Source organism: Leptospira harrisiae (assembly GCF_002811945.1).
Taxonomy (GTDB): Bacteria; Spirochaetota; Leptospiria; order Leptospirales; family Leptospiraceae; genus Leptospira_A; species Leptospira_A harrisiae.
Genome location: NZ_NPDX01000006.1, coordinates 225430 through 251315 on the forward strand (window position 1 = coordinate 225430; position 25886 = coordinate 251315).

Here is a 25886-nt window from a genome sequence, read left to right on the forward strand (position 1 = left end):
AGGAGTAAAACGAGATCGTTATTTTTTTGAACTTGTGGATTAACCAGATTGCAATAGAATGTAAATGATGTTAATAGGAAGAAAGGAAAAAGGATCAATCGTTTCAAATGCATAAATTCCTAATTTTGGGCCTTTTTTCCCTGACTTTCTTTTGGACGAATCCAAACTTTGCAAAGTCACTAGATGGTTTATATTTTTCCGAAAGGCTTCCGACGGAGAATGGCTACCTAATCATAGGAATAGAAATTTTTACGGAAAAGGGAAACTCTTTTTATAACGCCCAGGAACTCCGGTTCCAAAAATCCCGAGGATGGGAAGAGGCTTTGTTTGTAGGAAAAGTGACTCGCGAAGGCCAGGATCTCATTCTCGTACCGGAAGCTTGCCAAATCCGAGCCACAGAGACCTGGGGGAAAAAAATGGCACTGTTGCGGCGATTTGATTGTGACCATTTGGAGTTTCGCCTAGGGCCTCAGGGTTCTGGTTCTCTGGTTCTTTCTGAGTCCTTACTCGGGACTTGGAAGGAGGTACCTTTGCCCTATGTTTTGGACCATCAGCCTGGCAGTCCAGTGGCAGTCCGTTTTGATGCTCCAGAGATCACTTCGGAAGGGATTTGGGGCTTCCATTTGAACGGAATGGGTGGAAACCCAGAGAAGTCCTGGAATCCTTCTAAGCGGGTTTGGGAGCCATTCCAAGGATACAGTTCTCGACCCGGATTACAATTCTACCGATGGAAACGAACCTTTTCTAATTGACCCACTAGTCCATTCCAGGGACTTTCCTTTTACATTGAAAAAGATCAGAATTGGGGTCATTGCGGCTGCCGGAAAAGGAACCCGAGCATATCCCCGAACCAGCTTCATTCCAAAACCCCTCTTCGTCATTGAAGGAAAATCCATCCTCCACCGGAATGTGGAACTGATGGTCAAGACCTTTGGAATTGAAAAGGTCTATGTACTCGTTGGCCATCTCAAAGAACAAATCATTGCGGAGATTGACCACATTCGATCCGTATTACCCAAAGTTGTCATTGAACCAGTGGACTGGACAGAGAGAGGTCTGGCCTCTGATGTAGCAAGTCTTGAAAAAACAATTCATGAACCGTTTTTAACAATCCTTGGGGATGAGTTTTATTACCGAACCGATCACGATATCTTCTTAAAAGTTTTAAAAAAACACCCCAATATGGCTGCATCCATAGGGATAGTCAAAACATCATTACTCTCAAGAATCCGCAAAAACTACTCTGTAGTATTAGAGAATGATAAAATTCTAAATTTAGTTGAAAAACCAGAAAACCCGCCTAATGAACTTTTAGGTTTAGGAAGTTATTTTTTTACTCCAGAGTATTTTGAATTTTTTAAAAAAACCCCCGCCTCACCCAAGTCAGGTGTTATTGAAATTACCGACGTCATTGATAAAATGGCAAAAGAGTCCAAAGGTGGAGTGTATGCAACGATGCTTAGTTGTGAATACTTCAACATCAATTCCATGCAAGATTATTATCATGCAGTTTATGAAGTGAGAAATGATTTATTTCATAAGTTTAAAACAAGTTTGGTGATCCCAACCAACAACAATGAACGATCAATCACCGATGTGATTGTTGACTTTAAAGACAAATTCAATGAAATCATCGTCATTGATAATGAGTCCACTGATGAAACTTTGGCTCTCAGCAAAAAAGAAAAAGTGAAAACTTATACTTTTCCTGGTGAAGGGGATTCTACAAGGTTAGGGGAACAAGTAAGAAGAGGAATTGAATACGCAACAGGTGATATCATTGTTGTTGTTTCGCCTGATGGATCATTCCGGTCCAAAGACTTCCCAAAACTACTGGAATATATGAAAGATTCGGATATGGTGATTGGAACTCGTACCACAAGACAGATGATCGAACAGGGTTCTAATTTAAAACCACTCTATCGTTTGGTAAATCTGCTAATGGGAAAACTGGTAGAAGTATTTTGGTGGGGACAAGAACCAAGATTTACTGATGTAGATTGCCAGTTTTTCTCTGTTTGGCGCGAATCGTATGAAAGAGTTAAACCACAACTTGTTGTTGAAGATCGTAAGTTCATTGTAGAACTGATGATCGATATTGTAAGGTCTCATATGCGTTGTATTGAAATTCCCGTATCATATTTTAAACCAGTAGGTCAGGTGGAATACCGGTTACGTGATATGATTTCTGATTCAATCCATATTATGAAATTAATTTTATCTAAAAAGTTTTACCTAGGAGAAGATCGCGATGGCGAATAAAGTATTGGTAACAGGCGGATGCGGATTTTTAGGATCCCATGTTTGTGAATTATTTCGTAAAGAAGGTTGGGATGTTGTTAGTTTTGACAACATGACAAAATATGAATTAAAACGGACAGGTTATGGATCGGACGCCACTCGTGATTATAACTGGAATTATTTAAAGTCTCTAGGTGTCACAATGGTAAGAGGTGACATTCGGAATTTAGAACATCTGATCGATCGTTCTGCGGATTGCGATTATATCATCCACACAGCTGCACAACCTGCCATGACTATCTCTTGGGAAGATCCTGAACTTGATTTTTCAACCAATGTGATCGGAACGTTTAATGTGATGGAAGCTGCTCGTAAACATAAAATTCCTGTTGTGAATACTTCTTCCATCCATGTGTATGGAAATTCTATTAATGATAGTTTAACGGAAGGAAAAACCTCTTACGAAAGAAATCCTGTAGAGATTTCTGTAGAACAACCAACTATGGTGGGCCAAATTTCTCCCCTTCACGCTTCGAAGATGAGTGCTGAACACTATGTACGTTCTTATACTGATATGTACGGCGTAAAGGCAGCTAGCTTTCGTTTTACTGGAATTTACGGCGAACGTCAGTTTGGTGGTGAAGATCATGGTTGGGTGGCAAACTTTGCTATTCGTTCTGTTTTTGGATTGCCACTTCGTATTTTCGGAACAGGGAAACAAACTCGAGATATTTTACATGCAGAAGATGGTGCTAAATCATATTTAGAATTTTTTAAAAATCCGATTCCCGGCGTATATAATATTGGTGGTGCTAGCCCGCATAAAATTTCCCTTTTAGAATGTATTCATTTGATTGGAGAAATTCTGGGTAAAAAACAGGAAATTCTTTTTGAAGTGGAAAGACCGGGAGACATGCGTTATTTTATTTGCGACATCAAAGAAGCAAAAAAATTCGGATTTAATCCAAAAATTCTACCAAAGGAAGGTGTCACGCGACTTCTCAAATGGATTGAAGCAAACAAGGACGTATTCAATATTACTGGGAAGTAAAATGACAAATAAAACCTTAGTCATCATTCCTGCATACAATGAAGCCGATACCATTGAAGAAGTGGTTCGGGGTGCAATCGTATATGCAGATGTTTCTGTCACGGATGATGCTAGTAAAGATGCGACACCCGCCATTTTGGCAAAATTACAAAAGGAATTTGGCAAACGCCTTCATGTCATTCGCCATGAAAAAAATACTCATATCCCAAAAGGAATCCAAGATGGCATGAAGTATGCTGTACAAAAAGGGTATGATTGGGTGATTACAATGGATGCCGGTCTTTCGCATGATGCGGGATATTTGAAAGATTTCCAATCTTTCCCAAATTGTGATTTAGTCATTGGTTCCAGAACTTCTACCGTAAATGTACCAATGTATCGTAAGTTCATATCCTGGTTAGCTGCGAAAGTGATGAACTATTGTTTATCCAAGGGAATCTTCAATCTTTTTGGTGCAAACTTACGAGACTGCACAAGTGGCTACAGAAGGTATTCAAAACCGATGGTTCAAAAAATTGCAGATTACCCTTTGGAATCTGTAGCTTTTGATTTCCATATGGAAGCTCTTTCAATCGTTGCCAACAATGATGGATCCATTCAGGAATTGTCCATCCGTTATGTTTTTTCCAATAGCAGTTTTAACCGTAAAGTTTTGAAACTAGCCATCCAATTTGCAAAAAAACTTTTGTTACGAAAATGGAAACTGATCCCTCAATATCCGTAAACCAATCTCGTTTCGGTTTGAAATGGAGAGTTTTTCTTATCACCTGTAGTTTGCTTGGTGGGATTTTTTTATTAGATCGCATTTTCTTTTTTGACCTATATTTTATGTTTCCCAATGAGACGGAATGGGACTCTTCTCCTTGGTACAACTTTATACACAAAACAAAAGAGTTACAGTCTACAAAAGACAAACATAGAACCATCATCACTGGAAGTTCGGTGGCGTTATATTCTGTTTTGCCCGATAAACTCAATATAAATGATCGTTCGAAAACAAAATATTCTTTTTTTTCGCATGTGGCAATGACTCCCACAGATCTTTTTTATTATAAGGAAAACCTCCGCGAGTCTCATCCAGATTTAGTTGTATATTTACATAATTTTGCTGACTTACAGTGGGAATATTTAGAACCCAAAGATGGCAAATTTCAATTTAATGAAGATATTTGGATATTACAGTATGGGGATAGATATCCAGCGAAAACTATCTATCCTAAAGATTATTTAAAAGATTATTGGACCAAGTTGCCTAGAAAGATAATTTCTAAACTAGCCACCAAATCTTTGTTTTATGCAAGTAGATTTCGAGTTTTCTTTTGGGATCCGATACTAGTCTATGTAGATAATCATTTTAGAAGTGGAAGAAAATACCATATTTATCAGGGAGAGAAACCTAGAGAAGGTATTTGGTCGAAAGGATGGACGAAAGAGACAGCGACAATAACTTGCTCAGAAAAAAAGAATAAAGAGTCTATTTATTTCGAAAAACCAAACACAAAAATAATATTTCGGTTTTTCGATCGTAAAAATTCACCTATGAATCAAGTCCCTACGTATGAAGTAGAGAAGACATTTCAACAATCTGGATGGAACGATCTACATTGGGATTCGCTAATTGATCAATCGAAACAATGGAGCGATGTACAAATTCAAGTAATAGCTCCGTTACCTACAGCAAAAGAAGTAAATTTAATTCGTTATGGGAAGGATGAACTTGTTGGTGTCCGATTAGCTCATTTTTTCTGCAGGCCGCAAAAGATTGAAAATAGATCTTATTCTCGCGGGGATTATTGGGATGAAGCCAGATATTTGAAAATGTCTGTCGAAGAATTCAAAGCTGATTATTTTGAGAGAATGATTCACCATGCTGAATCCAGAAATGAACTATGGAGATTGCATAAAGTTCGTGAAGCCAAAAAAAATGTTAACAAAGTTTCATTTGAGCCTTGGTTGGAATTCAATCGAATCCTTGCGTTATCTGATTATTTCTATCAAAATAAAATCCCTTTTGTTTTGATTTTGAGTCCTGAGAACCCAATTGAATTTGCATTTTATAAAAATTCGCAATGGAGAAAAGATTGGATTTCCAATTTAAAATCTCATTTAGAAGGTCGAGGCCAGACTTTGATTGATCACACAGAAGCTGTAAATGATGTTAGATTCTTTTTTGATCCACACCATCTAACTTACGAAGGTGCTCAATTCTATAGTAATATTTTTTCCAATTCATTAGAGTCAAAGATTTCGAAATTAAATCCTTAGTCTGGAGTTTACAGATGCTTTTAAAACGATTCACCCCGATTTTTTTATTTTTTAATTCAAGACAATGGCTTACAGTTTTGTCTTTCGTTTTGATTTGGGGATTGAGTACGTTCGCTTACTGGAAAAAATACGAATGGAATCCTAGTTCTATGGTAAATTTTGGTTATGAGTTTGCATTGCAAAACCAAAAAGAAACTCCAGAGAAGGCCATCTTATTCAAAGGGGAATCAGGAGATTTGGGTGCAGGTTACGATGGTCAAATTTTTTATTATTTTTCAAGACCACTTTCTGAGTTTCATCTGAATTGGCCAAAGGGTTTTGATGAATCATACCGCGCACCAAGAATAGGTTATCCTTTGTTAATTGCTCTATTCGGTTTTTTTGGAAAATCTGCCGCAATCTTTGGGATGTATTTTTGGAATATTTGCCTTACTTTAGTTTCTTATTTTTATTTACGTAAACTTCTCAATGAAGAAACAAAACCATATGCAATTTTGTACCTCTTAAGCCCATTTGCATTGGGGAGTTATTATGTTTTAGTTAGTGATTCTGTAATGGTTTCCATATTAATCATTGCTTATTACTACTATGTAAAAGAAAATTTTATCCCTTTTGTACTTCTATCTAGTTTAGCAATCCTTACGAAAGAACCTGCTTTGTTTTTGTTATTCCCCTTGGGTCTTGCTGCAGTATTTCGCAGAGATTGGAAACGGATCATAGTAGTTGGATTGGTCCTTGTCATTCCTGTTTGTTGGCATTTGTATTTGGCATATCGTTTCCCAAACTGGCGACCGGGTCGCCTAACTGATTTTATTTTACCTTTGGAAGGTTTAATTTCTTATATGGAATCCATTTGGCGGTTGATAACCAGCGGGACCAATTGGAAAGATTTGGCTCGGTTGTTATCTCGTTTCCCATTGGTAGTATTATTTTTTCTAGGATTGTTTTTGCCATTTACTGGGCAAATTCGAAAAGGATGGGAATTTCGAATTTCATTTTTACTGATTATGTTTATGGTGGGGACAGCTGGGTATTATCATTTTTGGTCAGTATATGAAAATGTATCTCGAATGTTTACGCTTTCTATTCCGATTTTGTTATTGTTGATCAATGCAGATAAAACAGTTCGAAACCAAGAATATATTTTAGTAACTTTGTTTATTCTTGGCTTGTTTTTTGTAAAGGTGCTACTGGTCTCAAAACAATTAGGTTACCAAGTCGGATTCTAAAAATTAGAATCCTTTGGAATTTGAAAACTTTGTTTTGCCTCTGCGTTTAATGATTGGATTTCTTCTTTTTTAAAGATCAATTCAAACCCGTCTGACATCACAAAGTGAATGAAAGGAGTAGTCGTTCCTTTGATTAAAGATTGTAATTGTTCCAAAGATTGGATCTGATTTCCATTAACTGTTTTTAGGATCATCTGCTGAGCTGTATGGTAAGCTTTATTTCCTGATAGTGGTAATACTTGTGATAAAAAAACTACTTTTCCTTCGTTTGAATTTCTTTTGATACGATAAAAATCATTTAAATACAGAAGTTCTTTACTAACTCGATTTCTCCATTGATTTCCATGTTCTGTTAAATACTGTTCCGATAGTTCTTGGAAGATCATTCCGGCTAACATTAGATATTTGGGTGTTTGGAATCTAGAATTTCCATAAGGAATTCGAATGGAGGATTCAGAAATTGGTTTTAAATCTAATTCAAGAGAAACAGGTTTTTTGTTTCGAAACACTTTAAGTTTGATTTTTTTACCAGAAGGGGAATCAGAATCATTTGTGTTATGAAACAAATAGGAAACATTGAGTTTCCCAAACTTTGGGTGATCAAAATAACCTTTTGGATCAATCCTAAAATTAGAAACTTCTAATAAAACATCTTCCAATTGTAAAATTCCTTCAGCAGGGGAACCAGGGTAAATTTCTGCAACTAGAACACCTAAATCGTCCTTTCTCAATCCATAATAATTTCTAGTGGCACTGTCAATTAACGGTTTGAATCGAAATCCTTTGAACGGAAAATTTTTCCCTTCAATAAAGTGTTTTATCGAAAAAGTAGGGATCACTCTTCCCGTATTGTTTTCTTTAAATTGGTATAAAATTCCTTGTGGAATTCTGGAACTTACATCAACGATAAGTTCTCCCACACCATCTAATTTTTCTTCAGATTGTATTTCAATAAAGGGAAGTTCTACATAACCACTTGAATAAGATTCCATATCCAATCGGATCATTCTGATTTTTTTTTCTTCAAGGTTCCTTTGGTCTTTACTTTCCATCACAAGACCAGTCCCAGGCAAAAAGATCTCGTTGGAAAAAGTAACTGCTTTTAGATCTTTGGATGCATTGGGATCACTAAATTTTAAAATCGCAAGTCCTAAGTCTGGATCCATTCTTTCTAAGTCCGCGGTGAAAACTTTAAGTGCATCTGGTTTTTTAATTTCGATACTTGTGTAAAAATAAACTGCCTGCGCAGGAATTAAAACTCTGTTATCACCAATGTAAATCCCCGTTGATTGTCGGATCTCTGGATTTTTAAACCTCCAAGGTTGGATGAAATGAGGATACTGGACCGTCACCTTCACTTGGAGGATAGATGCATCTGTCATACCAACTGGAATTGATTTGGAATGAACCTGTCCTGCAAAAAGAAAAAAAGAGAAAATGAAAACGTGTCGAAAAATTTGGCTCAATAAATTCATGATCTTAATTTCCTGTTAGGTGGTATGATTTTTTAATTTCTAGATCTACTTTTTCTGATTCTTCGCGATCCAAAATCATAGGCAGTTGGATTCCGTAAAATTGGATACGAATTGTTTTGTCTGTGGAAGTTTGCAGAAGCTCTTTTAAATGATTTAGGTTTTTTACCTTCGTTCCATTAACAAATTCTACTACCATATTCAAATAAAAATCAGAATTGGAATTAATTGGGTGAGGTAACTTTCGATATAATACAACGTCCTCTGATTGCCCGTCGGAAAGAGTTGTGGCATCATAGAATCGATAAACTAAAAGACTTCCACCTTGCGTTTGTCCATTTTTACTCCAAGCTTCTAATAGATCTCGATTGACTGTTTGAAATAAAAGACCACCAAACATAAGATAATCGTAATTGATTCCATACCTGGCTCTTTGGTTTTCCATTTGAATCATTTTTTTAGCAGGAAACTTTACGTTTATTTTTTTCTTATCTCGGATAAGATCAAATCGGATCTCATCTCCCGCAAATTTATTATCTACCACTTCCAAAAAATCGATTGAGTTTGTTTCTAATAAGTTTCCGTTTCTACCAATTTTACGTCCATCAATGGCAGTTAAATAATCTCCAGCTTTTAAAAATCCATCGGCAGAACCTGCTTTTAAAACCTTAGTAACAAAAACTCCTTCTTCTCCATTGGGAATTCCATAATATTGTCGATGTGATTCAGAATAAGATGGTTGTGTTTGGATTCCTAACTCCACATATCCATGATAAATACCGTCTTCAATGTCTTTCAAAAAATGTTGAATGACTGCTGTTGGAATGATATAACCAATGTTTTCTCCTTTAGTTGAAGCTTGGAATGCAACTCCAACCACTTTTCCATCTTGCAGGGCAGGTCCCCCAGAGTTCCCTGGATTAATCGCTGCATCCACTTGGACAACCAAATGGCTATCAATTTGTGAATGTGCATAAGTGGATTGTTCTATTCTAGATACTATTCCTCGACTAACAGAAATTTTGCTACCACCTATGGGGTATCCAATGATGTCAACTGGGCTTGCAAGTTCTGGCAAACTACCTAATTCTAAATAATTACTATCTTCATAAAATTTTGGATCAGAAACTTCAAGTAATGCCAAATCACAATCATGGGCGATGAACAATACTTTTAATTCATACCATTCCGTTTGGTTGTTTCTTTGGGTTTCCATAAATTTAGCATTTGAAACAACATGGGCATTGGTTAGGATACGGTTTTTGGAAATTAAAAATCCTGATCCGGTAGAAGCTGAAATTCCAGACGACATCCAAGGGGAAAAGGGGTCTTTTGCTTGTGAAAAAACTCGGATTTGGACTACAGATTTCTTAATTTCGTCAATGGATTGACTGGATTCTTTCGCAGTGAGAGGAATTAGGAATAAACTGATTAAAAATAAAATAGTACTCGCAAAGTAAAATGGGGAGATGAGAATTTTTTTTTGTTTTTGCATGAGTTTGTTTGAATCCACCATATTTGGAGTTACCGCCTTTTTTTCGCTGATTGCGGGCATCGTTTCATTTAGAAAGAATCCGCGAACAAGAATGAAAACAAGTTTTTCAATCCTCGCTGCTTTTTTCTGTATCGGAGATTTGACAATCCTTTGTGATACTTTGTTCTTAGAAAACCAAATCTTAAACCAACCCCATATCATCTCTACCTATTTAGTTTTCGAATCATTTATCCTTTTATTCTTTGGATTACAATTTCCTACATTCTTTCGTAACTTTTCTCGTTTGGTAGTCATTTGTTCTTTTGTATTGGGAATGGGGATTATGCTTTTATTTGTGGACTTGGGGTTACTCAATGAAGTATATCCCAATGCAAGTCTCATTTTATTGAAATATTATTATAATACATATTATGCGTTGGCTTTTTTTGCGTTTTCTTATTTGATCATTGCCAAATTACGATTCAATTTCCCAGCAATTCAGAAGTTTATGGAGTATATTTATTTTGCTACTTTCTTTGCCTGTGTCTTTTTTTTGATTCTTTGTTTTTTCTCAGATTGGATCCCGCTAACAACCAAATATTTTTTGCATTCATTTCTATTTATGAACCTTTTGTTTCTCTTTTGTTTTGCCGTTTTTTTATTCCATTATTCCTTTACAGAGGACTATTTAACTCATCCGTTTTCTTCTATTTTTGAGCGGTCTACAAAAATTTTTGAAGAACAAATCCCTGCCACAAGATCCAATTCCAGACTCATCAAAGAAAAACTTTGGAGTTTGTATGACAAAAGAAATTGGCGTCATATTATGGATAGTTTTTGGTTTCAGATACTTGTGGATGAAACCTTAGACAATGCCTTAGAACATGGGGGTAAAAGAGAAGATGATATTATTACGGTACATGTATTTGAATCACGTAAGTTCATTGATGTTTATGTGATTGATAGTGGAAAGGGATTCAATCCACGCAAAATTCCCAGTCCCATCGAGTCGGACAGAAAATTAGTAACAGGCGGAAGAGGGATTCATATTCTGAAAAAACTCTTTGTGGTTCGTTGGAATTTTCTTGGGAATGAAGTGAGCATCCGAGTCGACAAAACAAAGAATTCTGATTGGAAATCCGCAACCTAACCAAAACTCTTTGTTTTTAGTTTATTTTTTATTTTGTAGAATCAGTGTCCTTCAAATTCACAAATAGAAAATACATCAATTCCGTATGTATCTTTAATTCGTTTCGCACCACCTAAATCGGGTAAGTTGATAATTGTGGAACATTCATGAATCACACCTTTTAAATTTTGGATGAGTTTGATGGATGCTTCCAGAGTTCCGCCGGTAGCAATCAAATCATCCATAATCAAAACACGGTCCCCAGGGCTAATGGCGTCAGTATGGATTTCTACATGGTCCACTCCATACTCCAATGCATAAGACTCGGAAATAGTGGTGCCTGGCAATTTCCCTTTTTTTCGGATGGGCACAAATCCAACGCCGAGTTGGAAAGCCAATGCCGCCCCAGGGATAAAACCCCTCGCATCAATGGCCGCAATTTTATTCAGTTTAGCATTTTGGTATCGTTCTACAAACATCCCAATGGTGAGTTGGAATCCTTCCGGATCAATGAGAAGGGAAGTAATATCGCGAAATAGAATTCCTGGTTTTGGATAATCGGGAATGGTACGAATCTTTGATTTAACAATGGACATAATAGGATGAAACCAAAGAAGACTAGAGCATTGCAATAAAAAAAGGCCGGCGTTTATGCCGACCTTTCCTTCTTTGATACCGTAAATACTGTATCTAAAAGATTTTATCTCATTTGTTTGAGAGCCAAAATTCTTTCTTCTAATGCAGGGTGGGTTGCAAATAGGGAAAGAAATCCACCTTTGTTGGAAGAGATCTTAAAGGAAGCCAAAGCTTCGCCTCTCGGATCTTCTGGCATCTCTACCATTTGTCGCAATGATTCTAAAGCAGAAATCATAGATTCTCTACCCGCAAGTTTGGCACCACCAGCATCTGCTCGGAACTCACGTTGGCGTGAGAAATAAGCAACAGCCATTGAACCAAGAATCGAGAATGCAATGTCTAGAACGATTGTCACAACAATTCTTACGATATGTGCCATCTCTTCTTTTACTGCATTGGCTGCCAAGTAGGCAATGATACGAGAGATAAACATCGCAAATGAGTTCACAACCCCTTGGATGAGGGTAAGAGTCACCATATCACCGTTGGCAACATGTGTTAGTTCGTGAGCGAGTACACCATCCAACTCTTGTGCATTCATTCGATTGAGAAGACCAGTGGAAACAGCAACGAGTGCGCTGGATTTACTTGGTCCTGTTGCGAAAGCATTCACTTCAGGAGATTCGTAAATACCAACTTCCGGCATGGGAAGGTGTGCTCTTTGTGCCAAAGATTGTACTCTGCGATAAACATCCATCTCAGGTGCAGAAGCTTTTTTAGGATCGATGATTTTGACACCCATCGTCCACTTCGCCATCATTTTAGAAAGTAAAAGCGAAATGAATGATCCCGCCATACCCCACATCAAACAGAATACAATGAGACGCGTTAGATCTAAACCATAAGCACGGATACTAAATCCCATCGAACCAAGTAAGGTGGTTACGATAGAGATCGTAGTCATAATCAAAATATTGGTTAACAGGAAAAAACCGATTCGTTTGATCCAAGTCATAGGAAATTGTTCTCCTTAAGGTTCTCAGGGAACCTGTTCATTAGACTAAAACAGTACTTGTTTAGGTTTGAGATTACAAGCAAATTAATGCTTTCATTTTGTTTGTTTTTCTTTGGGACCAAGGAACTGGACGAGTAAAAATAGGGTCGCAAGGGATAAATAAGCTATTGGAAAATCCCAACTCGCAAGTTCGGTGAACCGATTTAAAATGGCATTCCCTTGTAGTTCGTAAGAATGAATCCATCCAATGGCAGAAAGGACAGTGGCAACGCCCGCCCAAATTGCTGCTTTATTCCATTCTCTTTCTAGGATAAATACAACCATCGCCGACCAGATCATTGAAGTGATGAGAAATCCTTGTGATAATGAAAGCACTCCACTCAAAGCATACGGGAGAAAGTTCAGATGAGGAGGGAGGTCAGATAATGAAAAATGAACCACTTGCTTTACACCTAATTCCTGCAAGGTGGTTTGTAATTTTCCATCCAAAAAGATAAACACATTTTGAATGATAAGGACTGCCCAACCGGCAAACGCCGGTAATAACCCAACCACAACTGCAGGAGAATGATGTCGGGGAATCGCTTGGAAGGCTTGGCTTGTAATTACAATTCCAATCCAAAGTACGATAGCCATTCCTGCTTCCACAGGAATGAGTGCTTGGATGAGTCCCATAAGTCCAAACAAACTCACCACAGTCATAAAAATTCCAGACAGTACAGAATAACTATGTTTTGCGCCAAGTGCTTTCCAGCCAGGATGACCAATGTAAATGGTTGTGGGAAAAGGAGAACCGAATGCGGTACCAGCAAGGGTTCCAAGTCCATTCACAAGTAAGGAAGTTTTTGTATCAAAACTATCACCAGATGCTTCTGCCGATTCAATGTTTTGTAATGAACCAATGACATTAAAAATTCCCATAGGTAGGATCACAGAAAAATAGGCTTTGATATTGGCGTAAGTTAATGTTTCGATGAGAGGACTAATAGAAAGTTGTGGGAAATAAAATCCTATTGTTTGTAATCCATTTTCAATCGCACCAGGTTGGTAAATGGGATCTCCCCAAAAAGAGGAAAGATATGATAACAAAATCCCAAGTAATACTGAAGTAAGACCTCCTGGGATTCCAAATGGGAAACGTACCTTCCCAAAGTATTGTAATAAAATGATACCTAGCGGAATAAAGGCGATAATGGGTCTTTCAAAAGTGCGGAGTAAAAAATCCATTGAAATAAAAGTGATCGCGATCCCTGCTAAAGCAGAAAGTAAGGCCGCCCTGGGAGTGTATAAGCGAATTTTTGCGGCTACAAAAGAACCAATGACTTCAATACAACCCGATATGAAAGAAACTAAAAGACCTGCTTTCCAGGCGGCTACATAATTCCCAGTCGCTTGGTAAGTAGGAAACATCACAAAAAATACAAATGCAAAAAGAGAAACGGTATTAATTCCGTAAGGAATTGCTGTAACGTCTGTGCGGTGGGTTTTTTGGCCCAATTTCCAGGCCTGCCAGGCGTAAAATACATTCCCAACTAACAGAGATACTGCGGCACCTGGTAAAACCACAGCAGTGATAAAAGCGAGAGGGAAACCACATACTCCCAAACAAAGGGCAGAAAGTACTAAAAGTTGGATGAGGTTGTCTACCATGAGACCAAAAAATCCGTCTAAATCACCTCTTGTGATGGTAAAAAAATTCATTCGTTCCGTTTCCCTCCAAAATCAACCCGAATCACATTCCCATCTCCACTCACTTCAGGTTTGGTTACCTTGGGTTTCGAAACATTCTCTTCTTGCGTTGCAGTTGTTTCTACTTGTAAAAATCGAAGTTGTGTTGCCGAATTTTGAAATTTATCGTAAATACGAAACACAGCATCCCAAGGTATCATCGTAGGTTCCCAAGCAGATCCAAACTGAAGTTCAGCAAATAAATAATCTGGTTTGCTATCTAATACTTTTACCGCTTTGTCACCAAATACAAGTACGATGCCAGATTCTTTTTCTGCATTGAGTAATCCACGTTTGCCAATTTCTAATTTAGGATGTGGCATTACATGAATGTAAAATACACCAAATCTTTCCCAATAGAGATTGAATAAATCTCTTTTAAACTCACGTAATGTTGTGATTTCTTCCTCGGTGAGTTTTTCGCTCATAAATTCCTTTTGCCATGTGAAGTTTCCCACTCGATGTATTCATCGTGGATTTTGTATTCTGGTATAATTTCTTTAAAAGCTGCGAAAAGTTCTCTATTTTTGTTAGCTTTTGCAAGAGAGAACAATCGGTTTAACTTATTTTGAAATAGGAGAAGATTATAATTTTCTAAAGGAGCAGCAATTCGAATTTTTGGATGGTGGGTTTTTTTGATTCCTTCTTGGTTGAGAAGGAGTTCTTCATATAACTTTTCCCCTGGGCGTAATCCAGAAAATTCTATTTTGATGTCTTTGTGCGGGGTGTAACCTGATAAACGAATCATCTCTTCGGCAAGGGAAAGAATTTTGACTGGTTCTCCCATATCCAAAATAAAAATTTCGCCGTGTTCGCCCATACTTCCTGCTTGTAACACGAGTTGTGTGGCTTCTGGTATTGTCATGAAGTAACGAATGACATCGGGATGTGTAACAGTGACGGGCCCACCGCGTTTGATTTGCTCTCGGAAACGAGGGATGACACTCCCGTTGGATCCAAGAACGTTACCAAATCGAACGGTAATGAATTTTGTTCGTGAATTTTGCGAAATATGTTGGAGGTAAATTTCTGCAGCTCGTTTGGACGCACCCATCACATTGACAGGGTTTACCGCTTTGTCAGTGGAAATCAAAACAAATCGTTCTACACCAATAAGGCGACAAACGTCAGCAACGTTTTTAGTTCCCATTACATTATTTAACACAGCTTCAGAAGGATTGATTTCCATCATAGGAACGTGTTTGTAAGCCGCAGAATGGAATACAACAGATGGCCTATGTTCTTCAAAAATAGCAGAAATCCGTGAAAGATTTTTGACATCGGCAATCACTGGTCGAATGTCAATGTTGAGATCTGAAAAACTTTTTCTAAGTTCGTAATCTATCTCGTATAACGGAGTTTCTGCGGCATCTAAAATCACTAATACACTTGGTTTAAAAAGTGCCACTTGACGACAAATTTCGGAACCAATGGAACCACCAGCTCCCGTTACAAGGATTACTTTTTTTTCTAAATAAGAACGAATGGATTCAATTTCCAAATCCACTGTGGGTCTTCCCAAAAGGTCTTCTACTTGTACTTCGCGGAGTTGGGTGATATTGGGTTTGCCTGAAAGATATTCGCCAAACGTAGGTAGGATTTTAAAATCCACACCGGCACTTTCGCATTCTTTCATGAGTTTGCTGACAACTCGTCCATCAGGTTGAGGGACAGTCATAATTACTATTTTTACAGCATAACGAACTAAAATTTTACCAATCTCATCTGTGGCACCAAGGATCGGAACTCCTTGGATGTAACCACCTTTTTTCGATAGGTTGTCATCTAAAAAGCCAATGGGTTGATAATCTAAGTCAACGTTTCGTCTAATCTCTGTTAAGAAGGAACTTCCTAATTTCCCTGCGCCGACTAGTAAAATGGGGGTCCCTCGTTTGGATTTGTCAGAATTAAAAATTTGTTCCCGAAGCATTCTCCAACTCAAACTTCTGAGACACAAAAATCCTAGGAGGATGAGTGTATCTAGAATGGGTACCATCCGAGACAATTGGTGGAACCGATTGTAGAAGAGAAGGGCGAGAGTCGAAACAAGGGAAGAAAGGACTGTGGCTTTGATGATGGAAAGAAGATCGTGTAACGAGGCGTAAGACCATAACGACCGGTAAATCCCCGAAAACAAAAATACGATGCTCCTTGAGACAACAACGATGGTAGTACACACCCAAAAGTCAGGATAACTATCTAAAAATCGTAGGTTTTCAAAACGCACTAGGTGTGCGAGAAAATACGACAAAAACATAAAGAGTATGTCTACAGGAAAAACCCAGTATCGTCTCGGGATCGATTTCATATCTGATAAATAAGGGTATTTGGAACAAAATTCCTTGTAAATACAGAATCTTTTCCGAAGAATAGAAAAGAGGAAAAACCTGTTTGAAATCACTTCTTTTCCGGCTAGCGGGAACATTTTCTGCGGAAATTGGCTCTGAACTTTATTTAAAATTGAAGGAGGAAACTCTTTCCCCCTCTCTTTTTTGCCTTGATTTTTCGGAAGTCGATGAGGTCACAGAAGTAGGTTGGGAATTTTTAAGAAAGATTGTAGGTCGTTGCAAAGAAACAGGCTCTAAAGTGGCAGGGTTTGGGCTGTCTTTCGCCATATCAGATGAAAACTCAGTTTTACTGCCTCTCCATTCCACAGAACCCGATTGTATTCATTTTTTAGAATCCCAGATGATGAGTGAAACCCCTGCAAATGAACTCACTCCCAAAGCGGAGGAAAAAACCGTTCACTGTCCGGAATGCCAAACACTCCTGCGTTGGAAATTAGCAGGGGATTATCTTTGTCCTAATTGCCAGATCAAATTTTTTGTAAATAAAAAAGGATGGGTCTCCACTTACGAACGTTTGGTGTGATTCAAATGTTTCGTAGGAATCGCTTCCCATGGTTTGTCAGGCCAAGGATGTTTTGGATATCTACCTTTTAATTCTTTTTTGACTTCATGGTAACCATGATTCCAAAAACTTTCCAAATCTTTTGTAATTTGTACAGGCCTGCGTGCTGGAGAAAGTAAATGAATGAGAATATTTACTTTTCCGTTGGCCAGTTTCGGTAGAGACTTTAGACCAAATAACTCTTGTAATTTGACATGTAGTTCGGGTTCAATACCATCATAATTCAATTGGATTTGAGAACCAGAAGGAACTTTGATGGATACGGGTGCCTGGGAATTGACCAAACTCAATCTTTCATAACCAACATAGGCCTTAAATGCTTCATAAAAAGGGAGTTTATCTAAGGCCAATTTTCCTGAATTAAAATTGATAAAAGGAAACAACCATTCCTTTGCGGTTTGTTTTAGATAGAATGGATCCAAATTGAGATCTAAAACTCCAAAATTCACCAAAAATCGCACGCGGTGATAAAATTGTTTTAATTCAGAATCTTTGAACCAATCTTCTTCCCCATTGGACTTTGAAATGTATTCTTCCAGTGCCAAGCTGAGTAAAGTTGGATTCGCTTCTTTTGATTCTCTGGAATCCAAAACCAATTCCCCAAGACTTCTTTCTTCTTTCACCAAAAGAAAAGATTCCCCTCTTTGGTTGGTCTGTTTTCCCGAAACAATTTTAGTGTGTATTTGTTCCAAAAAGTATTTCTCAATTTGGTTTAGGTCCAGAGGTAGATAGTTAGTTATGTAAAGGTCTTGTCCGAATGAGAATGTATCCAACACCAAAATATATTCTGGTATTTGAATGGATGTTGTATTCAGAATTCCCAATTTACCATTTGAAAGTTTAAAATCTTTTTCCCCTGGAACTTTTGCTTTTGCAATGCGATCCGGAAATCCAGATGCCAAATAAAAAAGTCGATTTTGTCCTAATGAAAGGGAAGAAAAATCCGTTTTTTCCCTGTAAATACGCAAAATTTGATTATAAACGCCACGTAATTCAAAAGGGAATAGTGAAGGTAAATTTTCATCAGGGAAAATTTTTCCTTCTATACTTGAACTTTCTTTCCCAACTAACGAGACTATATCGGAAATGATATTTTCTTTGTCTTTCGGTAGAATTGCCAAAATTTTTCCTAATCGAATTGGGAGAGGGTATCGTAAACATTCTTTTCCTAAATTGGTAAGGTTTGAATTTTTATCCAAACAACCTAGGAGTTTTAATCGATTGGTACTTTGGATCACTGATCCTTTGTTTGGCGAATCCAAAAATGGTAATTGATGGATTTCTTCTCCCCAAGCTTTAATTTCTAGAACTAAACGATCAATGTCGCCAGAAAGAATTTCAGGTTTGGTTCGATCTAAAAACGAACTTTCCTCTTCTTGGAACCAAAGCCGATATACTAAACCTTTTCCTTCTCTGGCAGCACGACCTGCTCGTTGTTTGGCGCTACTCAAACTAATCCGATCTTTGACTAAATGGGACACACCTGATTCTGAATCAAAAATAATATGTTTGTGATAACCTGAATCAAAAACAACGCGAACGCCAGGAATGGTGACAGAAGACTCTGCTATATTTGTAGAAAGAATGATTTTCTTTTTCCCAATAGGCGCAGGTAAAAATATTTTTTCTTGGTCTGATAAATCCATATCACCAAACAAACCGTAAACAACAGCGTTTGATTTGATTCCAGGAATGGATTCCAATTGGTTCCTAAGATTTTGGATTTCTTTTTTTCCAGATAAAAAAACCAAAATATCACCCTCTGTTTGTTCAACGGCTTTGGGAACTAAATCAAATAGTCGTTCTGTTAGTCTTTTTTTTGAATCACCCATATAGAAAATTTCTAATGGATGTGGGTTGGCATTGACATGAATGGGTTTAGATTTGATCCCTATGGAATCAAAATTTTGACCTTCCAGGGTTGCAGACATAACAAGTAGTTTTAAATCACTACGAAAGACCTCTTGGGTTCGGCGGGCTAATGCAAAACATAAATCAGAATCCATCCGTCTTTCGTGAAATTCATCAAAGACAATCAGTCCATATTCTTGTAGTTCAGGGTCTGCCAATAAAATTTTTGTTAAAATCCCATCGGTCACAAATTCAATTTTTGTATTTTTCCCAATTTTAGAATCAAAACGAACTCGGTATCCCACCGTATTTCCCAAGTCTTCGTTTAATGTTTGGCTAATCCTTTTTGCGGCATTTTTAGCTGCAATTCTCCTAGGCTCTAAGATACAAATTTTTTTCCCGGAGGAAACGCCAGCTTTTAGAAGTTCTGTTGGGAGAGCTGTGGTTTTCCCTGTACCAGGAGGAGCATCCAGGATGGTGACCGGATTTGTTTGGATCGAATCGACAATAGATTGTAAGGCGGTGAGTACGGGGAATGGATCCAAAGGTTGTGACACTTTTATTCTTATAGAAGAGGGTTGATTTCCTTATGAAAAAATCAAACAATTTGTAATTTATTTTAAGAAATCGCAAGAATCGGGTTTCCAACATCCATCGAATTCGTTAAGATTTCCTTGTGGATTCCAATCACAAACACTACGAAATCATTAAAAACTCCATCGAATATGTTCTGGAGCATTTTGAAGAACAACCGAATTTAGAAGTTTTGGCAGAAAGAGTTTCTTTAAGTCCTTTTCATTTCCAAAAAGTATTTCGGACCTGGGCCGGCGTATCACCTAAAGAATTTTTACAGTTTGTTACTGTATCTCACGCCAAACAACTGCTAAAAGAGGAAAATCTTTTGGACACTACCTATTCTCTCGGATTATCAAGTACTGGACGATTACATGATTTATTTGTCAAATTGGAAGCCATGACTCCTGGTGAATTCAAAAAAGGAGGGGAAGGAATTGTATTACAATACGAAGTATTTACTTCTTTGTTTGGAGAAATTCTATTAGTTTCTTCTGAACGAGGAATCCAGTCCCTTCAATTTATTGATTCCTTGGACCAAGGGATTGTTGATATAAAAAAAGAATTTCCGAATGCAATTTGGAAAGAAGGAGGATCAAAGGAACACCAAAAATTAAAAGACTACTTTCAAAATTTTGTGATTCCAGAAACGCCCATCCCACTTTATCTTTATGGAACCGAATTCCAATTTAAAGTTTGGAAATCTTTATTAAAAATACCAATGGGAAATCTTTGTACTTATGGAGACATTGCGGAGTCCATAGGACAAACGTCTGCACAAAGGGCAGTGGGAACGGCAATCGGTAAGAATCCCATTGCTTATTTAATCCCATGCCATCGTGTAATCCAATCTTCAGGTTTGTTTGGTGGCTACAGGTGGGATCCAAATCGGAAACGAATGATCATTGCTTGGGAACAGTCTAAACTTGTTTCACCAAACAATGAATTGCCGTAACGACTTAAATTATATTCTTAAAAATCAAATGGATCCTTATATTGGTTTTACGCCAAATGTCTTGTGTGAGAGACTAAAAAGAATCCTACCAGTAAAAAACTTTGGGCTATGAGGTAAGTGACCCAAGGAACTTGGAACTCCCATTTGGGGTGTCTTGTACCATTGATCGTGGTTTCTCCCATCACAGCATCGGAAAGAAGGAAAAAACCAGCACCAATGGCTAAATACATCCAAACTCCACCAAATACCAAATAGGCGTTAATACAGAGGGAAACAAAAAAACACAAAACCAGCCCATATACAAAGGCAGAAGTCATTACCCATTTGGAACGATTGGGGTTATAAACTCGGAAATAAAAAATCAACGCTGGTAGAATTAATAAAACGATAGTGATGGCATAAGGTAAAACACCATTGTAGATTTCATTCCATGTGGTTAATTTCCAAAAGGATAACAAAAAGAAAACTTGAGCAATGGCAAAACTAAAGATTCCACCGAGGACCGGATCTTCCATTTGCTTTTTGGCCATTGGGAACTGGAGGTTAAACCAATCACCTAAAAATGAAAACCCAATCGCATACAAAGGATAAGAAAACCGTGCATGACCCAATTGAAATAATAACCATGCAAAAAGCAGAATTTGAAAGGAAAATCCGAGATAAACCCCTCTGGAATGTTCTAATCGATTGAGTGGATTTGTCTCTCCTTGGATCGTATACCAATGAATACAAAAGCCGGAGATGATTGCTAAAGGAATGGTTGTGAGAATTAAGTAGTATACCATGCTGTATCTTACCACCCTGAATCAGAAAAAGCAAACGATAGTTGAATTCTTATGATTCTTTTGTGAAATAATTTAGGAGATTAACTCCATAATAATATGTGGATTATCATGATTGTAGGCTGTTACTTTGATTGACTTGCTTTGCCATACATGATACCTCAAAGAAAAGAAAAAACTTACATTGTCTGTCTAGGAACCAGTGGTGATACTTCGATTTATATTTTTCTATTTGATTGTTTTTTTGTGAGCCAATGCACAAAAACAAATCAGTCTTATCAAACATGCGAACGAGCCGATTTAGATTATCTGGTTTGTTCTCTTGTGGTATACCACACTTATACATTTTGTGCAGAGTTACTTGCGGAAAGGGTAAAGACAACAATGATACGCTTCTGGTGTAAACAAACCTTCTAGTAGTACGAGCACTTACAAAGCACTCGTAGCCGATGGAACAAATCGTATTGCTTGTGCATCAATAGCCAATTTTCTATCTGTGGGTACTGCCGGATGTGCCAACAACAATGGAATTCTGTGATTCCATTTCGAAAATAATGTGTAACCCATGTGCGTGATCTAAAGTGTTACCTATGTGCCTTTCTATACAACCAGCCATCGTTTGTTATGCGACATAATCTATATTATCGGAAGTGCCTCAATGCATCACGTAATGATCTACTAGAAATGGGAACGAAGCAAAACAAAGAATTACAAATTAGGATTTGCTATCACATATGCGTGTGAAAAACCCACGAGTCTATCCACATTTAGGTGGGCTCTTTGGGCATCATAAGACATAATTTAAGCAATATTACTTTTTAACAGGACTACCCACTCGTTTTTGAATGACTTCGTTCAGTACTTCAACGAGTTCTTGGAATTCATCGCCTTTTCGAATGCGAATGGTCTCAATGGGATCTCCAGATGCCATACGTTGTAAGGATCGTTTGATACTAAAAACGGGTCCTGCCATTTTATGAGATTTAAATACAGAAAATACAGTGATGAGTAATAAATATAGAATGGAAAGTGTGACTACAGCATCAAATTGAATGGTATACATATTCAGTTGGTGGTCGTAGTTCGGAAGATAAATCTCTCGAGGAACAAATTTTTCTTTTGATTCACCAGGAGCTGGATCCTCGTTTTCCACTTTCCAAAAAACAGTTTGAGCGTCTTGTCGAAGACGAAAAACAGCACCTCCATCATATTTCGCTTGGTTCAACCAATAGAGAAAACCCAAAGTCACAAGTACTCCAGATATAAATAAGAGAGAATAATGAGCTAAAAACTTTAATTGAAATTCCTTATCGATAAGATAGTGAAAACGAAAGGTCTTTTTGTGATTTTGAGACATGGCTTACTTCAGGTGTTCCCCTAGGGTGTTAGGGAAGACCTTCTCAGAAAAAGATAATATTGTCAAAAACTTATAGAAATTAACGAATTTTTTCTGTTTCTAAGATCTTTTGGATCGGGATTTCGATAAGTCCTTCCAGTCCTTGGAAGTGAAGATGAGTTTCTGATTGCCCAAGGATCACTCCTCGGTATTCTGTTCCATCTTCCAATCGTACAAGTTCTAATCGAGCATGTTCTTCGTATAGCATAGACTCACGAGCAAGTATGGTTTGTGTTTGGAATGCCTTGAGTTCCTTATCTTCTTTCATAGACAATGTTGAAGTTGTGGCCGGAAAAGTTTCTCCTAGTTTGACAACTGTTTGTTGTTTGGAAGTAAGAATGAGATCTCCCACTGCCACAGATCCTTCCCGAACGGCGACGATTTCAGACTGTCCATCGAACTGAACACTGAAAATGGTCCCTCTAACTTGCGTAAGATGTTCTCCTGCTTGGACAACAAAATGACTATCTTTTGAAAGTTTGGAAACAGAAGCGAAGATCTTCCCTTTTTTCACAGAGAATTTTTGAGATTGAGAATCGTTTGTTTTTTCAATCACATCCATTGCTACTTCTGAATTAGGAGTAATCCGCATCCAAGAACCAGTTTCAAAATCCAAATCAATCTGAGAGGTACCTTCGGTAATGACAATGTCTCCCGATGCCAATTGGTAATGTTTGACAAGAGGTACAGGACTGGAACTTCCTTGTGGTATTACGGTAACCTTTCCTTTTACGGAAGAGACAAGCACTTTCAAAGGAGAGACCATCGGTTTGGACTCTTTGGCGGAAGGGACTGCCACTTCCAATTGGTTTTGTTTTTTGGGGCTAAGTAAAAATACAAATAAAAGAGCTGCCGCTAATGATAAAACAGAGCCTCCTACGAAAGCAAGTCCCAAAGGTTTACGGAAAAAAGAAATTACATTGTTGGAAGATTTTGGCTCTGGAGTGTATTCGAATCGGATGGTACGTTTCGATACAGTCTCCCAGGAAGGAAAATCCACAGATTCCGTCTTTTTGGCGGGTTTTCTTAGGAGTTCTTCCCATTTAGCGAATGTATGTTGCTTATCAAATTCGTTCATTGGTTCTAATCCGGTACCAGATTTTCTCTTTTCGCTATGGCCAACACCTTCTCAGTGGCTCTTATGACCAAACGAGAAGCGGTAGAAACCGAAACACCTAAGACCTCAGCGATCTGCACCAACTGAAATCCTTCCACATTTTTGAGTAACAAGGCAGAGCGTTCTTCTTCCGACAATTCTCCCAAAAAAGAATAGAGTCTATCCTCTAAATCTTGGTATTCGGCTTTGATTTCGAGTTTTGGATTGTGGCTATGAAACTCGATCTCATCGGAGACAATCTCTCTTGTTGTAGAAAACTTTTTAGCATAATTGATAGATAAATTGCGAGCAATCGTGTACAAAACCATGACGGACTTCTCTTCCGAAAGGCCAGCATTTCCATAGTGTTTGTGAAAACTTAAGAAACTGTCTTGCATCAAATCCATTGCTGTGTCCGCATTTTGAGTGTACTTGTAAAGGAAGTCATAAATACGTTTATGGCTTCTTTCGTAGATTTGACTCATAGAGACAGTTTTGTCTGACACAATCTTGTATGTGTTGGTAAAACCGAGTCTCTGACAAGTAAAATCCCGTTCCTCTCTATAAAAGTAAACAAACGGGACAGGTCAGATTCTCAAGTTAGCAGATTATTTTTCCCTTAAAAGGGCATCATTCGCAGCATTTTTATAAGCACCAATCATAGTCGGGTAGTTAAAAATGTGTTCGGTGAAATACTCAATGGGCGCTTTGAGATTTACAACACATTGTCCAAGAGCAATTAGTTCAGTGGCTTTATCGGAAATGATATGAACTCCCAAAACTCGTCTGGACTTTTTATCAAAAATAATTTTTAATAGTCCGACTTGGTCCCCACTGATTTGGGCACGTGTGATGGTGTCAAACTTTGCCATTCCCACTCCATAAGAAACTCCGCGAGCTTTGAGAGCTTCTTCTGTTGGGCCAATGGTTGCAATCTCTGGAAGAGTATAAATTCCAATTGGAAATTCTTCGGCATCTACAGGAACAGAAGGATGGCCAAACATATGTTTTGCGACATAAGCTCCTTGGTACATGGAAACAGATGCTAAACTAGGAAATCCAATGACATCTCCACAGGCATAAATATTTGGAACACTGGTTTGATAGTTTTCATTCACCAAAATTTGTTTTCGATCATTTGGAACGATTCCAACGGATTCTAATCCTAAATTTTCTACATTCCCCAATCGACCACGTGAGATGAGAACTTGGTTGACTCGTACCACTTCACCTTTGTTAGTTGTGAGTTCGAATCCTTCTTCATTTGGAAGTTTATTGTATTTAGTAATGGATGAATCCACATGGATGGAAATTCCCGATTGTTGCATGATACGAGACATTTCACTCGATACATCTTCATCTAAAAAACCAAGGATGCGACTTTGGGAATCAAAAAGATGGACCCGCACTCCGATATGGGCAAAAATTGTGGCGTATTCAGATCCAATGATTCCTGCACCCACCACTGCCAATGAAGCGGGCATCTTTTTCATCGCAAAAAGACCATCACTGTCGTAGATTAACCCATCTTCAAAAGGGATGTTTTCGTTTGTGGGGCGACGAGGACTACTACCTGTTGCAATAAGAATGTTCTCGGTTTCATAGACTTTTTTTCTACCTGCGGAGTCTGTGACTTCTACATGATTGGCATCCACGATTTTTCCCCAACCGGTAAGAGTTGTGACTCGGTTTTGGATCATTTGTTCCCGAGTGACGTCTTCTTCTTTTTCAATCACAGTCCCCGCACGAAACATAAGTTCCTGTAAGGTAAGCATTGCCGGTTGTGGCGATTGCAAACCGTGGAGATTGGACAATTTTAAATTTCGATAGAAGCGACTCGTTTCTTGTAAGGATTTGGAAGGGATGGTACCGTAGTGGACACAACCTCCACCCAAGTAAGGGTCTTTTTCAATAATGGCTGCTTTTTTTCCCATTTTGCTTGCTTGGATAGCAGCTTTTTGTGCGGCAGGACCGCCCCCGATGGCGAGTAAATCAAAACGATTGATGGACATTTGCTAAAAAAAACAATACTAACAAAATGAAAAATAGCAAGGAAAAATTGACAATACAAGTCAACAGTCCCGTTCTTTGTCTTTTTCACCTAACAAAGTACTACATGAAATACAAAAAACCTTGCTTTGAA

General features: G+C 37.9%; 22 protein-coding genes. 9 read left to right on the top strand and 13 right to left on the bottom strand.

Going from position 1 to position 25886, the window contains the following annotated elements; genetic code table 11:
• Positions 1 to 107: 107 nt before the first annotated feature.
• The 6 genes from CH364_RS17290 to CH364_RS17315 are packed head-to-tail and all read left to right on the top strand — an operon-like array spanning position 108 to position 6786.
• A complete protein-coding gene (locus CH364_RS17290; RefSeq protein WP_100745006.1) occupies positions 108 to 752 on the top strand; it encodes a hypothetical protein in 645 nt (214 codons plus the stop codon).
• Positions 753 to 786: 34 nt separating this feature from the next.
• A complete protein-coding gene (locus CH364_RS17295; protein WP_100745005.1) occupies positions 787 to 2262 on the top strand; it encodes a nucleotidyltransferase family protein in 1476 nt (491 codons plus the stop codon).
• A complete protein-coding gene (locus CH364_RS17300) occupies positions 2252 to 3292 on the top strand; it encodes an NAD-dependent epimerase/dehydratase family protein (RefSeq protein WP_100745004.1) in 1041 nt (346 codons plus the stop codon). The genes CH364_RS17295 and CH364_RS17300 overlap by 11 nt, the downstream gene beginning before the upstream one ends.
• A 1-nt stretch (position 3293) precedes the next feature.
• Positions 3294 to 4016, top strand: coding sequence for a glycosyltransferase family 2 protein (locus tag CH364_RS17305; protein WP_100745003.1), 723 nt, complete (start codon positions 3294 to 3296; stop codon positions 4014 to 4016).
• Positions 3989 to 5557 (top strand): hypothetical protein, encoded by a 1569-nt coding sequence (locus CH364_RS17310; protein ID WP_207762311.1) that lies wholly within the window; start codon positions 3989 to 3991, stop codon positions 5555 to 5557. The genes CH364_RS17305 and CH364_RS17310 overlap by 28 nt, the downstream gene beginning before the upstream one ends.
• A 14-nt stretch (positions 5558 to 5571) precedes the next feature.
• Entirely contained in the window at positions 5572 to 6786 is a 1215-nt protein-coding gene (locus CH364_RS17315; RefSeq protein WP_100745002.1) for an AZOBR_p60025 family cell surface glycopolymer formation protein, read from the top strand.
• Here the strand turns inward: CH364_RS17315 and CH364_RS17320 are convergent.
• Entirely contained in the window at positions 6783 to 8261 is a 1479-nt protein-coding gene (locus tag CH364_RS17320) for a PDZ domain-containing protein (protein WP_100745001.1), read from the bottom strand. The genes CH364_RS17315 and CH364_RS17320 overlap by 4 nt on opposite strands.
• A gap of 4 nt (positions 8262 to 8265) precedes the next feature.
• On the bottom strand, positions 8266 to 9813 hold the full coding sequence (locus CH364_RS17325) for a S1C family serine protease (protein WP_100745000.1): 1548 nt from the start codon (positions 9811 to 9813) through the stop codon (positions 8266 to 8268).
• Between the two features lie 31 nt (positions 9814 to 9844).
• On the opposite strand from CH364_RS17325, the gene CH364_RS17330 reads away from it, so the two are divergent.
• Complete coding sequence (locus tag CH364_RS17330; protein ID WP_100744999.1) at positions 9845 to 10882, top strand: ATP-binding protein; 1038 nt, start codon at positions 9845 to 9847, stop codon at positions 10880 to 10882.
• A 41-nt stretch (positions 10883 to 10923) separates the two neighbouring features.
• Here CH364_RS17330 and CH364_RS17335 read toward each other — a convergent pair whose 3' ends face one another.
• The 5 genes from CH364_RS17335 to CH364_RS17355 all read right to left on the bottom strand — a co-directional run bounded on the left by CH364_RS17335 (position 10924) and on the right by CH364_RS17355 (position 16488).
• The gene (locus CH364_RS17335; protein ID WP_100744998.1) at positions 10924 to 11457 is read right to left on the bottom strand and encodes an adenine phosphoribosyltransferase; all 534 of its coding nucleotides are present in this window, start codon (positions 11455 to 11457) and stop codon (positions 10924 to 10926) included.
• A gap of 104 nt (positions 11458 to 11561) precedes the next feature.
• Positions 11562 to 12452 (bottom strand): protease HtpX, encoded by an 891-nt coding sequence (htpX, locus tag CH364_RS17340; RefSeq protein ID WP_100744997.1) that lies wholly within the window; start codon positions 12450 to 12452, stop codon positions 11562 to 11564.
• A gap of 93 nt (positions 12453 to 12545) precedes the next feature.
• Positions 12546 to 14153 carry a permease gene (locus CH364_RS17345; RefSeq protein WP_100744996.1) on the bottom strand — a complete coding sequence of 536 codons (1608 nt, stop codon included), beginning with the start codon at positions 14151 to 14153 and terminating at the stop codon, positions 12546 to 12548.
• Positions 14150 to 14608, bottom strand: a complete 459-nt coding sequence (locus CH364_RS17350) for a ClpXP protease specificity-enhancing factor SspB (protein WP_100744995.1) — start codon at positions 14606 to 14608, stop codon at positions 14150 to 14152. The genes CH364_RS17345 and CH364_RS17350 overlap by 4 nt, the downstream gene beginning before the upstream one ends.
• Positions 14605 to 16488: a polysaccharide biosynthesis protein gene (locus CH364_RS17355; protein WP_207762310.1), complete on the bottom strand. Its 1884-nt coding sequence runs from the start codon at positions 16486 to 16488 to the stop codon at positions 14605 to 14607. Before CH364_RS17355 ends, CH364_RS17350 begins: the two co-directional genes overlap by 4 nt.
• An 83-nt stretch (positions 16489 to 16571) precedes the next feature.
• On the opposite strand from CH364_RS17355, the gene CH364_RS17360 reads away from it, so the two are divergent.
• Positions 16572 to 17051, top strand: coding sequence for a hypothetical protein (locus CH364_RS17360; RefSeq protein ID WP_100744994.1), 480 nt, complete (start codon positions 16572 to 16574; stop codon positions 17049 to 17051).
• On the opposite strand, the gene hrpB is transcribed toward CH364_RS17360, so the two are convergent.
• Positions 17033 to 19498, bottom strand: coding sequence for an ATP-dependent helicase HrpB (hrpB, locus tag CH364_RS17365; RefSeq protein ID WP_100744993.1), 2466 nt, complete (start codon positions 19496 to 19498; stop codon positions 17033 to 17035). The genes CH364_RS17360 and hrpB overlap by 19 nt on opposite strands.
• A 119-nt stretch (positions 19499 to 19617) precedes the next feature.
• Here hrpB and CH364_RS17370 point away from each other — a divergent pair, with 119 nt between their 5' ends.
• Positions 19618 to 20469 carry a methylated-DNA--[protein]-cysteine S-methyltransferase gene (locus tag CH364_RS17370; protein WP_207762309.1) on the top strand — a complete coding sequence of 284 codons (852 nt, stop codon included), beginning with the start codon at positions 19618 to 19620 and terminating at the stop codon, positions 20467 to 20469.
• Positions 20470 to 20516: 47 nt separating this feature from the next.
• On the opposite strand, the gene CH364_RS17375 is transcribed toward CH364_RS17370, so the two are convergent.
• The 5 genes from CH364_RS17375 to sthA all read right to left on the bottom strand — a co-directional run bounded on the left by CH364_RS17375 (position 20517) and on the right by sthA (position 25755).
• Complete coding sequence (locus CH364_RS17375; RefSeq protein WP_207762308.1) at positions 20517 to 21254, bottom strand: lysoplasmalogenase family protein; 738 nt, start codon at positions 21252 to 21254, stop codon at positions 20517 to 20519.
• Positions 21255 to 22062: 808 nt separating this feature from the next.
• The gene (locus tag CH364_RS17385) at positions 22063 to 22608 is read right to left on the bottom strand and encodes a HAMP domain-containing protein (RefSeq protein WP_100744990.1); all 546 of its coding nucleotides are present in this window, start codon (positions 22606 to 22608) and stop codon (positions 22063 to 22065) included.
• A gap of 79 nt (positions 22609 to 22687) precedes the next feature.
• Positions 22688 to 23725: a FecR domain-containing protein gene (locus tag CH364_RS17390; RefSeq protein WP_100744989.1), complete on the bottom strand. Its 1038-nt coding sequence runs from the start codon at positions 23723 to 23725 to the stop codon at positions 22688 to 22690.
• Between the two features lie 5 nt (positions 23726 to 23730).
• On the bottom strand, positions 23731 to 24228 hold the full coding sequence (locus CH364_RS17395; RefSeq protein ID WP_100744988.1) for an RNA polymerase sigma factor: 498 nt from the start codon (positions 24226 to 24228) through the stop codon (positions 23731 to 23733).
• 123 nt (positions 24229 to 24351) lie between these two features.
• Positions 24352 to 25755 carry a Si-specific NAD(P)(+) transhydrogenase gene (gene sthA, locus CH364_RS17400; RefSeq protein ID WP_100744987.1) on the bottom strand — a complete coding sequence of 468 codons (1404 nt, stop codon included), beginning with the start codon at positions 25753 to 25755 and terminating at the stop codon, positions 24352 to 24354.
• Positions 25756 to 25886 lie beyond the last annotated feature (131 nt).